Source organism: Nocardia flavorosea NBRC 108225, from assembly GCF_001613385.1.
Taxonomy (GTDB): domain Bacteria; phylum Actinomycetota; class Actinomycetes; order Mycobacteriales; family Mycobacteriaceae; genus Nocardia; species Nocardia flavorosea.
On the sequence record NZ_BDCG01000019.1, the window covers coordinates 39,144 to 53,430 of the forward strand.

Genomic DNA, 14,287 nt, shown 5'->3' on the forward strand with positions numbered 1-14,287 from the left:
GTGCCGGTGCCGATCAGTGACCATCGACCCCGCAGCGCAGGCGAATGGACCATATTGCTGCCGCGAGCCGCCCGGAAGACTCGGGTACGAATCCGACAGCAACTGAATGAGCCTGGCCCGCAATTGTGATGTTCGGTTTGCGCGGCCGATGACTTCGTCGAGGGAAGGAACCGACATGGACTGGCCTACCGCCGCAGTGGTGATCGCGGTCGTGCTCTCGGTCACCATTGTGGTGACAACCATGCTGTCGGTCAGGAAGCCCTGACCGTCGACCGCACGCCGGGCACATGGGCGGGCCTTGGACCGTGACGTCGCCCGTTCACGATGACTGGGCGGGGTCCTCGGCTTCGCGGCCTCCGAACAGGAAGTGACGTGCTGCCAGCCGTTGGCCGGCGTGCAGGTCCTCGCTGGTGACCACGTGCGCATCCGGTCCGGGGAAGATCAGGGCCCGTCGTCCGGTATCGATCCAATGGACCAGGTAGGGCGGGCCGCCGTCAGGCCCATGGACTTCTTCGATGAGTCCGCGCTGGATGCCGCCGCCCACTGATCCGCATTCGATGACCAGCCAATCCCCGACCTGGGCTCGCATCGGATCGGTCCCCTCTCATGTCCATCGAATAGCTGCTACGGAATCCACAATCCCCCGGCCATGGACTGCTCCCCTAGTGCCGGCAGTCCTCACTCCCGGCGACTTTCGCCCCCGAGCTCATGGTCGAGGTGGCGCAGCCCTACGGGCCCAGCGAATCGGATGTCAGCTGTCTGCAGCGGCCGCATCGGAGTTCGGACACAGCCGAGAATTGTCGGATGTGTGAAGCAGGGCGAGAGCCCGGGCAGAGTCCCGCACCGTACGCCGTGCCCGATGATCCCCCGCCCCGACAAACCTGCGTGCCGCGGTGCCTGCGTGGCGGTAACCGCTGCGTGACGGTGCACCGGCGGAGCTGGGAACGACGGGACGAAGGTGGACCTCGGAAAGAATGGGGAGCAGATACACCCCGGTGATCGCAGCAACCACCGCGCCCCGCAGCAGCGCTCCCACCACCGCGGTGGTTGCTGCCGCTGTGACAGTCATCGCGGTGGTGACCCGTAACGGCTGTGCGATGGCGACGAAGACAGCTGTGCCCATGATCCAGGCCACGGCGTTGGCCCAGATCCACAGCACAGCCTCATCCGACCACCGCCGCAGGACAAACCATTGGCCGATACCGAGCGCGAACGTCACCGACACCATCCCTACGACCACGAGCGGCACTTGGCCGGCGGCAGGCATGGCTCCTACCTTTTCCCCGTAGACGACGACCAGCGCGATCACCGACCACTCCACAGCACCGGCCGCTACCGAGGTCCCCGTCCACCGGCGGACGGGGAACGCACTCAGCCATCGGCGGAGAACGACAGCCTGCGCGACGGCCAGTACCGCTGAGCCCGCCGCACCGGCGGGCACCATAACCGCCGCCGGATTCCATCGGGCGGCCGGGTCGACCATCGTCGAGTAGGCGAGCACCGGAACCGCCCACGCGGCGGCGGCCCCCATCGTCGCCAGCACCAACCACCATCGGCGCAACTCTGCTGCCGAGCCACCGAATCCCGAGTCGGCCCGCACAGGAGGCGGTGCCTCGCCTGCGGGGGACCGCCGGTCACGAGTGTGTGGCGGATCGTTGCGCCGCTCGTCTGCGTCCATGCTGTCGTCCCCGGAGTTGTAGTGAAGTGTGATGAACCCGATACTTCGCCCCACCGGTGTTGCCGGCACAGAAACAAACGTCACCGACAGGACTGCCGAAGGGAGTCGCGAACACCCTTCACGATCGGGACTTTGGTCCTCCCTGGCTGCGGCACGTGCCTGTCCCGGCTTGCGTGTACGGGATCACTGGGCTCGGTCGCGGCACCGCATCAACCTCGGTGGCGCCGGCGCAGTTGGTCCTCTACCCGGGGGTGGTGAGGAAGTCGGCGCAGGATTCGATGGTCGCCAGACGTGGGTAGTCATCCTCGTCGATTCGGCGGCCGCTGCCGGCGGAGAGCCGTTCGACGAAGGTGAGGAAATCGATCGAGTCGAGTTCGAGCGCGCTGCGTAACGGTTGGTGTTCGTCGAGGCCGGTGATTTCGTCCTGGGTGGCGAAGCCCTGTAGGGATCGGCGTACCAGGGCGAGTGCGTCGGCCCGCGAGGTGATTCCAGCGGTCATGATCTACAACTCCTCCGGATGCTGTAGGTAGTCGGTGAGGCGATGCAGGAACCGCGCACCCACGGCGCCGTCGCTGGCTCGGTGATCCGCGGACAAGGTCGCGGTCACCTGCGGGCGGACTCCGACCAGGCCGGCCACCGCGCAGGGCCGTTCGGTTACCGCACCGAATCCGACGATCGCGACCTGCGGGACCGGGATCACCCCGAATACCGCGTCCGCTCCGAGATCACCGAGGTTGGTCACGGTGATGGTGGCCTGGGTGGTGTCGCGGGAACGTAATCGGCTGCTTCGGGTCCGGCCGACCACCCCGCGCATGGCCTGCATCATCTCCGCGGGCGAGAGCCGGTCGGCGTCGGGGATGGTGGGCACCAGGATTCCGCCTCCGCGCAGCGACACCACTGTGCCCAGATGAACATCCGACGCCGGCCGGAATCGGTCGCCGATCCAGAATCCGTTGAGTTCGGGGACGGCGCGCGCTGCCCGGGCCACAGCGCACAGCAGCAGCGCCGAGACCACGATTCGTTCGGATACCGGTGCCTGTTCGTTGAGGCTGCGCAGCGCGCGGGTGGCCTGTTCCATATCGACGATGCTCGACAGGTAGTAGTGGGGCACAGTGCGTTTCGACCGAGTCATCGCCGCGGCGATCAGCTGCCGGGCGGCGGTGGGATCGTGCGGAGGACTCTCTCCGATCTCACCGGAGTCGTCCGGGATGGTCGGCGGTGTCTGTGGTTGTCCGGTACCAGCAGCCGTCACCCGCCCGCCGATGGGAAGGTCGCGTCCGCGTACCGCGCCGTCCGGGCCGGTACCGGTGAGACCGGCCAGCTCGACTCCGGACACGTGTGCCAAGCGGCGCGCGTATCCCGATGCGCGCCCGGTATACGGTTTCGCCGCGCTGACCTCGGCAGCGCCTGCGCGGGCGGCGGTAGCGCGGCCTGTGGGCGCCGGGCCTGGGCGACCCGGTGGAGGTGATGAAGCGCCGGTCTTGGCGCGTTCTATGTCGGCACGCATGACCCGCCCACCGGGGCCGCTGCCGGGGACGGCAGCGATGTCGATCCCTGCCTCGGCAGCGAGCTTCCTGATCAGGGGGGTGGCACGGTGATCGCGCTCGGACCCATCACTGCGCGGCGGGGCGGCCGGGTGGGTGGTTGGTTCTTGTGCGGCCGTCGGTGGCAGAGGGGCCGTTCCGAAGCCGTCGGTCGGTGCCGGCTCGGTATCACCGCGCTCCGGTGGTGAGGTGTCTGGTGCGGGTTCTGCCGTGGTGTCGATGGTCGCCAGGGGTGTCCCGACGGCGACCGTGGCACCTTCTGGCACGAGGATTTCGGTGAGGACGCCGTCGTCGAAGCTTTCCACCTCGATGGCTGCTTTCGTGGTGTCGATCTCGGCGACGATGTCTCCGGTGTGCACCCTCTGGCCGGGGTGCACGAACCAGTGCAGCACCGTTCCTTCGACCATATCCGCACCTAGGGAAGGCATCCGGAATTCGGTCATCTCAGCTCACCACCGCGTGCACTGCCTCGACCACGGCCGCCGGTGAGGGCAGGGCCGCTTCCTCGAGCTGGCGTGCGTAGGGGATCGGCACTTCGGCGGTGCATACCCGGCGGATCGGGGCGTCGAGCTCGTAGTATGCGTGTTCGACGGTCGCCGCGGCGATTTCGGCGGCGATCCCGACCCGGCCCCAGCCTTCGTCCACGATCACCAGCCGGTGTGTGTGGCCCACCGAGCCCACGATTGTGTCCGTGTCGAGCGGTCGTAGTGTGCGCAGGTCGATGACTTCGGCGGCAATATCGGTGTCGGCGAGCCGGTCGGCGGCGGCCAGTGCGGTACGGAGGGTGCCGCCGTAGGCGACGATGGTGACGTCGCTGCCCGGGCGGGAGATCGTGGCGGTGTCGATATCGGTGATGGTGTCCGGTTCGGGGAGTTCGTCGCTGCTGTTGTACAGCGCGATCGGTTCGAAGATCACGACGGGGTCCGGGTCCTGCAGGGCCGGCCACAGCATGGCTCGGGCGTCGGTCACCGTCGCCGGTGACAGGACGCGCAGTCCGGGGAGGTGGGCGTAGAAGGCTTCGAGGCTGTGGGAATGCTGGGCCGCGAGCTGGCGTCCGGCGCCGGTGGCCATACGGATGACCAGCGGCACACCGATCTGCCCGCCCGACATATGCCGCAGCGTGGCCGCGTTGTTGAGGATCTGGTCCAGGGCGAGCAGACTGAAGTTGCCGGTCATGATCTCCACGATCGGGCGCATCCCGGCGATCGCGGCGCCGATACCCGCGCCGACGAAGGCGGATTCGCTCAACGGAGTGTCGCGGATGCGGCGCGGGCCGTAGGCGTCGAGCAGGCCGCGGCTGACGCCGAAGCAGCCGCCGTAGGCGCCCACGTCCTCGCCCATCAGGAATACCCGCTCATCGCGGTCCAGCGCCTCACGCAGGGCTTCGGTCAGCGCCTGTCGGTAGGTGGTGGTCATATCCGCTCCGCATACACGTGGCGGGTCAGGTCGGTGACGGGTTCTTCGGGAGCGTTTTCGGCGGCGATGATCGCCGCGTCGATTTCGGCGTCGACCGATGCCTGCATCTCCGCATACCGGTGGTCGTCGATGAGCTCGGCAGCGCGGAGTTGCGCGGCCAGGCGTGGGATGGGGTCGCGGGCTTTCCACTGGTCGATCTCGGCCTTGTCGCGGTAGCGGTCGGCATCGTAGAGCGAATGCGCCCGGAACCGATAGGTGCGCAATTCCAGGAAGCAGGGTCCTGCCCCACCGCGGATCATCTGTATCGCGCGTCGCGACGCCGTGGCCACGGCCTCGGCGTCCATCCCGTCCACCAGCCACGCCGCCATACCATAACCAGCGGCGCGCAGGGCGAGATCGGTGTTGGCGTGTTCGCGGCGTAGCGCGGTGCCCATCGCGTATTGATTGTTCTCGCAGGCGAAAAGCAGCGGCAAGTGCCACAGTGCTGCCAGATTCGCGCATTCATGGAACTCGCCCTCGGCGAACGCGCCGTCACCGAACAGGCATACGGTGACTCGAGGGGTGCCGGCCATGGCATCGGCCAGCGCGATCCCGACCGCCAGAGGCAGCCCGCCGGCGACGATGGCGTTGCCGCCGTAGAACCTTCGCCCGGCGTCGAAGAGGTGCATGGAGCCACCGCGGCCGCCGCTGCAGCCGGTGGTGCGGCCGAACATTTCCGCCATCACCGCCGCCATCGGTATGCCGCGCGCCAGGGCGTGTCCGTGCTCGCGGTAGGTCGACACCACTGCGTCGTCGGCGCCGAGTTCGCCGAGCAGGCCCGCGGCGACGGCCTCCTCACCGATGTAGAGATGCAGGAACCCTCGGATCTTCTCCGCGCTGTAGAGCTGGACACAGCGTTCTTCGAAACTGCGGATGCGCATCATCTGCTGCAGCAATCCGAGCCCGTACCCGGGGTCGGTGTGGTCGAGTTCGGCCGGGTGTTCGGTGATCGTCACGGCAGCGCCTCCAGGGTCGATATATCGCCTTCGGGAAGTCCGAGTTCGCGGGCGCGCAGCAACCGCCGCATCACTTTGCCGCTGCGGGTGTGCGGGAGGCTGTCGACGAATTCGATGTCTTTGGCGGCGACCGCGCCGAGTGCGCGGCGACCGAACGCGATCAACTCGTCGCGCAAGGCCTCGGTCGATGTGTAGTCCGGACGCAGCAACACGAACGCCTTCACCAGTTGCCCGGCCAGGGGGTCCGGGACGCCGATGACGCCGGCTTCGGCGACGGCCGGGTGCGCCATCAACGCGCTTTCCACTTCGAACGGCCCGACCAGATGGCCCGCGGATTTGATGACATCGTCGGCGCGGCCGACGAACCAGTAGTATCCGTCGGCGTCGCGGCGGGCCAGGTCACCGGACAGATACCAGGGCCCGGCGAAGGCTTTCTCGTAGCGTTGCGGCTGCTGCCAGTACTCGCGGAACATCGACGGCCAGCCGGTGTGGAGCGCCAGCTCGCCGATCTCGTCGATATCGGCGTGGACGATGTCCCCGTCGACCATCGTGGGGCCGTCGGGGCCGCGGCGCAGGATCGTGGCGTGCACGCCCGGCAGCGGTCGCCCCATGGAGCCCGGCCGGACCTGTTCGGCCGCGAGATTGGCGATCATGATCGCGCCGGTCTCGGTCTGCCACCAGTTGTCGTGCACAGGCCGGCCGAATGCGCGTTGTCCCCACACGACGACTTCGGGATTGAGTGGCTCACCGACGCTGGCGATGAAACGCAGGCGGGATAGGTCGGTGCCCGGTGGAAGGTCCTGACCGTGGCGCATCAGCATGCGCAAGGCGGTGGGTGCGGTGTACCAGACCGTGACCTGCTCGGCGGTCAGGATGTCATACCAGCGGCCGGTGTCGAATTCGGCCTCGTCGCTGATCAGTGTGGCGCCCAGGCTCAACGGCGCGATCACACCATAGGACATCCCGGTGACCCAGCCGGGGTCGGCGGTGCACCAGAACACATCCCCGCCCCGCAGGTCCAGGGCATAGCGTGCGGTCACCCGATGCGCCAGAACCGCATTGTGCACGTGTACGGCACCTTTCGGTGTTCCTGTGGTCCCGCTCGTGAAGTGCAGCAGCGCCGCGTCCTGGGGATCGGTGCGGACGATGGCGTAGTCCGGTGAGGCGGCGGCCATGGCCGCGTGGAGGTCGACGACACCATCGAGGTCCGCCCCGAGTTCTTCGGCATCGGTGATCAGAACATGGCGCAGCCCGGGCAGTTCCCGCCGGATCGGCGCGACTTTGCGCCGGTAGTGGGCGCGCGTGGTGACGAGGACTTCGGCGTCGGCGAGGGCCATGCGCTGGCGCACGGGTTCGGGGCCGAAGGCAGAGAACAACGGCGAGACGATACAACCGGCCTTCCAGGTCCCGAGGGCAGCGATGTACAGCTCCGGGTTGCGTCCGAGCAAGGTGCACACACGCGTGCCACGGCTGACGCCGAGCGTGTCCAGGACACCGGCGAACCGATTGCTCGATGCCGCCAGATCCGCATAGGTCAGGGTGACCCGCCCGCCGGTGGCGCGCAGCCAATGCAGGGCGGGTGCGGCGGCTCGCGGTGTGTCCAGGTGACGGTCGACGGCTTCGTGGGCGATATTGACCGCGCCGCCGGGCAGGGTGGCGAGTTCGCCGGCGGCGGTGCCCCAGTCGAATTCCGTGCAGGCACGGCGGTAGTCGGTGAGATTGGCCTGCGCACGCACGGCGGGCGGCTTGTCGATGGGCGGCCGGCAGGTGGACGCAGTCGCTGCGCTGCTGTGATGTACCGAGTTCATACCATCCTCCGTGACCGGTTCGGGCAGGCCCGGGGTTAGCGGTGGCTGCTATCTGTCGGCCGGGTGCTGTACCGGTGTTTCACCAAGGCCCCGGTCGCGGCGCGTGGTAGACGACGGGCGATATCGGCTTCGGAAACGATCCCGACCGGGTGACCGTGGGCAAGGACCGGTACCCGGCGCAGCCGGTGGCCGCGCATGATGGCCACCACGTCGTCGACATGTTGATCGGCCTGTGCCGTGACCACGGCGTGGGTTGCGAGGGCCTCGACCGGGGTGCGCTGTGCGTCGAGTCCGTCGGCCACACAGCGCAGCACCAGATCGCGATCGGTGACGATTCCGGTGACAGTCCCCGCCGTATCGACCACCAGTAGCGTCCCGACGTCGTCGGCGCGCATCCGGCATGCGGCGGCCGTCACCGATTCCCCGGCGTCGATACTGTGCACACCGGCGTGCATCAACGCGCGAGCGGTATCGGCGATCAGCCGATTGCGCACCTCGACGACACCGTCCACCGCAGCGACCAAGGAACCGATCAGACCGATCATGGCCGCCTCGACCGCACCTCTCAGCGTGACGACACCAGCGTGCACTTCGACCGAGACCGCGGTCGGCGGCAGCCACAACGCACGGTGCAAAACGTCGTCCTCGATCAGTTCGGCGAGCTCGCCGTCCGGGCGTAGATACACGGCGAGGACATCTCTGCGGCTGACGATCCCGACCAGGTCACCGCCGGGGTCGATGACCGGTGCGCAGCGAAGGTCATGGCGCGCCAAGGTCGCCGCGGCCGCCGATACCCGAGCATCGGACATGACCGTGATCACCGGGGCGGTCATCAACTGGTCGGCGGTGAGCGCTTCGCTCTTGCGCGCGAACGTCTTCTTCCACAGCACCGCCCACACGGTGCCCGTGATCGGCCCGCCGAGGCGGGACTGCCTGGCGAGCAGGTCGGCTTCGGTCACCATTCCGATGCACCGGTGGCGGGCGTCGAGAACGGGTACACCGCTGATTCCGCGCTGGGTCAAAAGTTGCACAATTTGATGGAATGGTGTGTCCACATCGACGCTGACGACATCTCGGGTCATCACGTCGGCCACAGTTGTGTGCCTCATCGCGCGGCTCCTCTCTGCCGTCCGGGTCCGCCGATGCGACCCGTTCCGGACCGCATCACAGCGGCTTCACCATGTGAGTGAGGGGCCGGCGGGGGGTGACCGGCACCGAGGGCGCGCGAGTCGAGGCCCATCCGACGCGCAGGACGATCTGCGGGTAGCCGCTGCCGTGCAAGACTTCTGTGCGCACCTGCTCGCGGGTGTCGCCGATCTCGAATGGTTCGGACAATGGGCAGGTCGCCAGACCCAACTCGGTGGCCGAAAGCAATACGGCGCTGGTGGTCTCGCCCGCTTGCAGCCGCGCCAACCGGTCATCGGAACGCGTGTGCACCAGCAACAGGTGCGCACCGTCGATCGTGTCGTCGACCACCTGCTGCATGGTGGGCCCGCGGAACTCGCGGGTGAGCGGGTCGGCGGCCACGACCGCGTTGCGGGCGGGGACACCGTCGGCGGTGGCGTAATGACCGCTCCACCGCGACAGTTCGGCGCGGTAACCGTCATCGTGCTGATGCCGGTCGGCCGCGCGAGTGAACGCCTCACGCAATACGCTGCGCTGCCGCTCCTCGGTCACATCCAGGGCGTCGGCCCCTTCGTCGGTGGCAGCAGCGAGCAACGTGGCGATATGGCCGGGTGACACCTGCCATGAGGTGACCCGCCGGCGGTCGGTGTGACGGCGGTTGATGGCGCGCGCCAATTGCAGTACCCCGGAATCCGGTGTGGCCCGTACGAACTCGATCGACGCCAGATGCTGCGGATCGTCGGGATTGGGCAACCTGTGCACGATGGTGCGCCAACCGAGCGAATGCGCGGCGATGCGGAAGTGATGCAGCACCGCGCCGCAGCTGAGCAGCAGATCCCGGGAATCGGGGTCGGTGAAGGGCAGGTGCCTGCTGGTGTCGGCGTACAGGTGGACCGTGCTGCCGCCCAGGCGCCACAGCCAAGGTTGACTGTTGTGCACCGACGGCGCCCGGCTGGCCAGCGCCAGCGCCGAGTGGACGGTCTCGGGGCCGGGTACGCTGCTACCGGTCATCGTGGGGGTTTCCTTCCGGTGGGATCGAGTTCGTACCGCAGCCCGCGGCTCGGGCGGGGTCGGGTTCAGGAGACGTCGGCCAGATCCAGTGTCTGGCCGGCCGTGGCGCCGCCGTCGCAGACGAATTCCGAGCCGGTGGAAAACGTTGCCTCGGTGACCAGGAACCGCACCAAGGCCGCGACCTCGTCGGGTTCGCCGAAACGGGGCAGCGGTTGACGGGCGGCGTTGGACTCGGGCAGCGCGGCGGTCATCGGGGTGTGGATCGGCCCGGGGTGCACCGAGCACACCCGCACACCGGCAGGTCCGAGTTCGAGCGCCGCGGCTTTGGTGACCCCGCGCAGCCCCCATTTGCTGGCCACGTAGCCGCCGACTCCCGCGTATCCGATGAGGCCGGCGGTCGAGGAGATATTGACGATCACCCCGCCGCCGGCGGCGCGTATCGCGGGCGCGCACACGTGCATACCCAGCCAGGCGCCGTAGAGGTTGACATCCACGACATGGCGGAACATGGCCGGCGATTCATCCTCCACACCGGCGAAATCGACGATGCCGGCATTGTTGATCAGCACTGCCGGCGGCCCGTAGGTGGCCTCGGCGTCGCGGAGCACCTGCCGCCACTGCGTCTCATCGGTGACATCGAGTGCGTGGAAGATCGCAGCGCCGTCGAGCCGGTCGGCGAGCGCGGTGCCTTCCCGCTCGAGGATATCGGCGACCACGACACCGAGGTCCTCCTTGGTGAGCGACCGGACGACGGCCGCACCGATACCGCGTGCGCCGCCGGTGACGATCGCACTGCGACCCGAGAACGAATCCATGTCGGCAACCTCCCTCGCAGGGGCCCTTGGAGTTCCCAGCTTCGTCCCGCCCACGACGGTGCGAACACGGGCGAAAGTCACTTCTTCGCCTTTCCTACGACCCCGCCGGCTTTCCGCTGTTCCGCGCGGTCCTCGCTGCGTGCCGCGCCAACAGTGCCGCGGCGGCGCAATCCGGGTACCTGCCGAGGGTTGCCGGGGCCTCAGTGCGGAACCGGTGCGGCTCGATCCGCGAGCTGCTCGGGACGGGTCGTTACGGCCGTGGCCGGCGCTGCGGGCTCGGCGCTGTCCGCGGTGGAACGGACCCGCTGCGCCAGGTTGTGGAACTGGCGTGCCTGCATGATCAGGTGAGCGGGCTCCCCGAACAACCGGTCGAACACCGCGGTGACCGCGCGGGGCCCGTCACGGCCGACGGTGCGCACCACCAGCCGGGTCTCGTTTCCGGGCAGTTCGCGCAGGTGGAAGCCCCACACTCCACGGGCGAACGCGCGCGGGTCGGGTTCGGCCGGGTCGAGAGGCCGACCGCTGGGCAGCGCGTAATCACTGCGCAGCACCAACGTCGACGGATACTCGGCCACAGCGACGGTGAAGTAGACGCTGCCGTCAATGGTGGCGTAGATCCGATCACCGGCGCGCAGGTCCTGCCACTGCTCGACGATCTCGGTCGCGCTGGCCCGGCCGTCGTTGTCGAACTGGTCCCAGCTGTACCAACCGGCTCGGTCCGCGCCCATCTGCACCAGCCACGGCCACACCGCGGCCGGCGGGCCGGGCAGGGTCGTCGCCATGGTCGACCGTGAGCACGGCCGGCTGATCAGCTCGTCACCGGGATAGGTCGCCGCCACTTCTTCGTCGGTCGCACCCCAGCGCAGCATGCGCTGCCGCAGCAGCAGCGCTACCGCGGCAGCGGTGGCCGCGGCGGAAATGGATAGGACGGATGAACGCATCGGTGACTCCTTCTTGCCGAAAAAAGTTGTCCTGGTCTTCCTCCGGGTGCGAGTCCGGAGCTGTGCGGCCGGGCCGAGGCATCGGTGACGGCCGGCGGTCAATCCCCACTGTGCGACAGCGGTGCCGGTGTCGTAGTGCGCGCGTCGAGCAGGTTCGCGATGACATCGGGGTGGCCGGGGTTGGTGCCATGGGTCACCAGAGAAGCCGATGCTGCGGCGATCCCCAGTTCCATCGCGTCCAGCGTGTCGAGCCCGCGCGTGAATCCCACAGTCAGGCCCGCGACCATCGCATCGCCGGCACCGGTGGCATTGGCGACTGCGACCGGTGTCGCCGATACCGTCTCCCACCAGTCCCGGCCGACCACGAGTGCCCCGTCGGCACCGAGCGATACCACCACGAGCTCGCTGACACCACCGGTGATCAGTTCCCGCGCCGCGGTGATCCGGCTGTCTGTGTCGGGTAAGGGGTGGCCGACGTAGTGGGCGAGTTCGCGCGCGCTCGGCTTCACCAGATACGCGCCGTGGCGCAACTGTCGCAGTGCCTCCCCGGAGGTGTCGAGTATGAACCGGCGGCCTGCCCCAGCCACCCGGGTGGCCAGCGCTTGGTAGAAGTTGCTGGGCACACCCGGTGGCAAACTTCCGCTGGCCACCACGTACTGGGCGGAGCGTGCGGCGTCGATCGCGGCGTCCAGGCAGCGGCTCCACTCTGCCGGGGTCAACGTCGGGCCGGGGAGGACGAACCGGAACTGCCGGCCGGATTCGTTGTCGGTGACCGAAAAGCTTTCCCGCGTCGACCCGTCGATCGAGATGATCCGACACGGTACTGCGGCACGTTCCAGCAGATCTTTCAACACTGTTCCGGTCGGGCCGCCGACGGGCAGCACCGCCAGTACCGGCTCACCGAGCGCGAGCACCGTTCGGGCGACATTGATACCGCCGCCGCCCGGATCCGTCCGCGGCTGTGCACAGCGCATCTTCTCCGTCGCTGCCACCCGGTCGGTGGAGGTCGACAGGTCGATTGCCGGGTTCATCGTCACCGTGACAATGGGCGCCACCATCGCCTCCTGCACACCTAGACGCACGCCGGGGATGCCGGGCGCTCGTGTCCGGATTCCCGGCGATTCATCTGAGCGGCGGGGTCGCTTACTCGCCCTGCTTCACCTGGACCTTCTTCGCTTCGCCGGCCGGTTCGGCGACAGGCACCGACACCGTCAGAATGCCTTTCGCGTAGCTGGCTTCGATCGCGTCCTCGTCCGCGCCCTGAGGCAGGGTGACGGTGCGGACGAAGGAGCCGTAGCTGAATTCCGACCGCCCTTTCTCCTCATGCTTTTCCGACCGTTCGGCCTTGATGGTCAGTTGACCGTCCCGTACGGATACCTCTACGTCTTTGTCCGGGTCCACGCCCGGGATCTCGGCGCGGACGACATAGTGCCCGTCGTCGACGGTGTCCTCGACGCGTAGCAGGTGGGTACCGAACATCGATGCCAGACCCGCGGCCGGGGCCAGTGAGTTCCAGACGTCGGTGAAGTCGGGCAGCAGCGAATGCTGTTGGCGGTGTGCGGGGATGAGGCTCATTGCTCCTCCTGATCAATGGGTTGTCGGGTGACACTGTTCGATTCCACGCCGCCGCGATGTGTGCGGTATAGGGACAGCGGTCACCTCCGGCAGAGACTCAGGTCGCCGCCGCCGAGGACCGGCCGTCCCCAGGGCCGGGACTGTCGTGGCCGAGGTCGAATACCGACTCCAGCGGCAGACGCGGGGTACGCGGAGGCGGCGCCGCGGTGGCCTGCCCGATACGAACCAGGACCTGGGGATAGTCGAGACCCAGCAGGTCGCTCACCATGGCCCGCACCGACGGAGTTTCGGTGACGTGGGTCAACGTGCAGGTCGCCATCGCTTCGACCGTGCACTCGAGCAGGAGCTGCGACAGCGCCCGCCCGCACTCGAGGACGGATTCCACGGTGTCGTTGTCGCTGGAGAGCACGACGATCGCGGCACGGTCCTCGGTCGAGGGTTGCAGGTGCGCACCGGCCGCGCCGACCGGGAACATCCGGCCCGCCACGACCTTCTCTGCGGCCTGGGCCGTCGCCCGGGCAGACACGGGGATACCGGCATAGGGTCGCCAGGTGTCGCCGGCCCATCCATGTAGTTCGTCCTGATATCGGGGATCGGCTCGGCGTAACGCGGCCGCCGTGTCCGAGATCCGGTCCAGGTCGCGGTGCTGGGACCGGTCGAGCACTTGCAGATGGGTGCCGAAGTTGCGGCACAGCGTCCTCAGCACCACCTCCAGGCCGATCCATTGAAAGGGCGCAGTGAACGGCAGCCGATCGGTGTAGCGGGTTTCGATCGCCGCGCCCAGCAGCTCATCGGCCTCCAAGGGCGCATGCCGGCCACGAAACGACAGCGACGCCAGATGCGCCCGGTCCAGCGGATCCGGAAACACCGACGCCTGCATTTCCCACCCCGATGCCGCACCTGCTACCTGAGCGTGGTCGAGTGCGGCGCCGCAGGCGATGATCCCTTGCCGATGGAACGCATCTGTGTAGGGCAGCAGACGCCGATCATCGACATACAGCCGCAGAAATTCCCCGTTCCAGGTCCACCGCCACGGCTGACTGTTGTGCAGCGACGGCGCACGGCACGCCCTGGCTACAATCTCGCGCACTGTCTGCACATCGGGTCTCGTGGTGGCGACCATATCCCTCTCCTCGGAGCAACCGGGCACTATTTCCTCCCAGAGTGGCCGTCCACAGGCGAATCCGGCCAGAGCCCACCGGCCTGTATCGTCGGCCGACCAACGCAATCGCGTCCTGAGAACCTGTGACCTTCGGACATGCCGTTCGTCCCGTGGAGACGCAGGGGCCGGTGAGCCGACCGGGCAGCCACGCCGGAGAGGTCCAAGGTCCCAGCGGCTCAGGCACGACGACACTGCCCCGGCGGCCGGTGTATCGGCC

General features: G+C 68.1%; 14 protein-coding genes. All 14 read right to left on the minus strand.

Translation table 11 applies throughout. The features are described from left to right. Positions 1-319 precede the first annotated feature (319 nt). Entirely contained in the window at positions 320-589 is a 270-nt protein-coding gene (locus NFL01S_RS25490; protein WP_062978845.1) for a DUF1918 domain-containing protein, read from the minus strand. Positions 590-751: 162 nt separating this feature from the next. Then, the gene (locus NFL01S_RS25495) at positions 752-1,678 is read right to left on the minus strand and encodes a hypothetical protein (RefSeq protein ID WP_157116919.1); all 927 of its coding nucleotides are present in this window, start codon (positions 1,676-1,678) and stop codon (positions 752-754) included. A gap of 241 nt (positions 1,679-1,919) precedes the next feature. Continuing rightward, complete coding sequence (locus NFL01S_RS25500; RefSeq protein WP_062978847.1) at positions 1,920-2,177, minus strand: acyl carrier protein; 258 nt, start codon at positions 2,175-2,177, stop codon at positions 1,920-1,922. 3 nt (positions 2,178-2,180) lie between these two features. Next, entirely contained in the window at positions 2,181-3,665 is a 1,485-nt protein-coding gene (locus NFL01S_RS25505; protein ID WP_062978848.1) for a dihydrolipoamide acetyltransferase family protein, read from the minus strand. 1 nt (position 3,666) lies between these two features. After that, entirely contained in the window at positions 3,667-4,638 is a 972-nt protein-coding gene (locus NFL01S_RS25510) for an alpha-ketoacid dehydrogenase subunit beta (protein WP_062978849.1), read from the minus strand. Continuing rightward, entirely contained in the window at positions 4,635-5,633 is a 999-nt protein-coding gene (pdhA, locus tag NFL01S_RS25515; RefSeq protein ID WP_371851855.1) for a pyruvate dehydrogenase (acetyl-transferring) E1 component subunit alpha, read from the minus strand. Before pdhA ends, NFL01S_RS25510 begins: the two co-directional genes overlap by 4 nt. Continuing rightward, positions 5,630-7,441, minus strand: coding sequence for an acetate--CoA ligase (gene acsA / locus NFL01S_RS25520; protein WP_084493244.1), 1,812 nt, complete (start codon positions 7,439-7,441; stop codon positions 5,630-5,632). Before acsA ends, pdhA begins: the two co-directional genes overlap by 4 nt. A 35-nt stretch (positions 7,442-7,476) precedes the next feature. Beyond that, positions 7,477-8,550, minus strand: coding sequence for a CBS domain-containing protein (locus NFL01S_RS25525; RefSeq protein ID WP_062978850.1), 1,074 nt, complete (start codon positions 8,548-8,550; stop codon positions 7,477-7,479). A 55-nt stretch (positions 8,551-8,605) separates the two neighbouring features. Continuing rightward, complete coding sequence (locus NFL01S_RS25530; protein ID WP_062978851.1) at positions 8,606-9,577, minus strand: Acg family FMN-binding oxidoreductase; 972 nt, start codon at positions 9,575-9,577, stop codon at positions 8,606-8,608. A 65-nt stretch (positions 9,578-9,642) separates the two neighbouring features. Continuing rightward, the gene (locus NFL01S_RS25535; RefSeq protein ID WP_062978852.1) at positions 9,643-10,392 is read right to left on the minus strand and encodes an SDR family NAD(P)-dependent oxidoreductase; all 750 of its coding nucleotides are present in this window, start codon (positions 10,390-10,392) and stop codon (positions 9,643-9,645) included. Between the two features lie 200 nt (positions 10,393-10,592). Continuing rightward, a complete protein-coding gene (locus tag NFL01S_RS33990) occupies positions 10,593-11,333 on the minus strand; it encodes a hypothetical protein (protein ID WP_063916040.1) in 741 nt (246 codons plus the stop codon). 98 nt (positions 11,334-11,431) lie between these two features. Next, on the minus strand, positions 11,432-12,388 hold the full coding sequence (locus NFL01S_RS25545; protein ID WP_157116951.1) for a 1-phosphofructokinase family hexose kinase: 957 nt from the start codon (positions 12,386-12,388) through the stop codon (positions 11,432-11,434). An 88-nt stretch (positions 12,389-12,476) separates the two neighbouring features. Then, a complete protein-coding gene (locus NFL01S_RS25550; RefSeq protein WP_062978853.1) occupies positions 12,477-12,908 on the minus strand; it encodes an Hsp20/alpha crystallin family protein in 432 nt (143 codons plus the stop codon). A 97-nt stretch (positions 12,909-13,005) separates the two neighbouring features. After that, the gene (locus tag NFL01S_RS25555) at positions 13,006-14,031 is read right to left on the minus strand and encodes an Acg family FMN-binding oxidoreductase (RefSeq protein ID WP_062978854.1); all 1,026 of its coding nucleotides are present in this window, start codon (positions 14,029-14,031) and stop codon (positions 13,006-13,008) included. Positions 14,032-14,287: the final 256 nt, after the last annotated feature.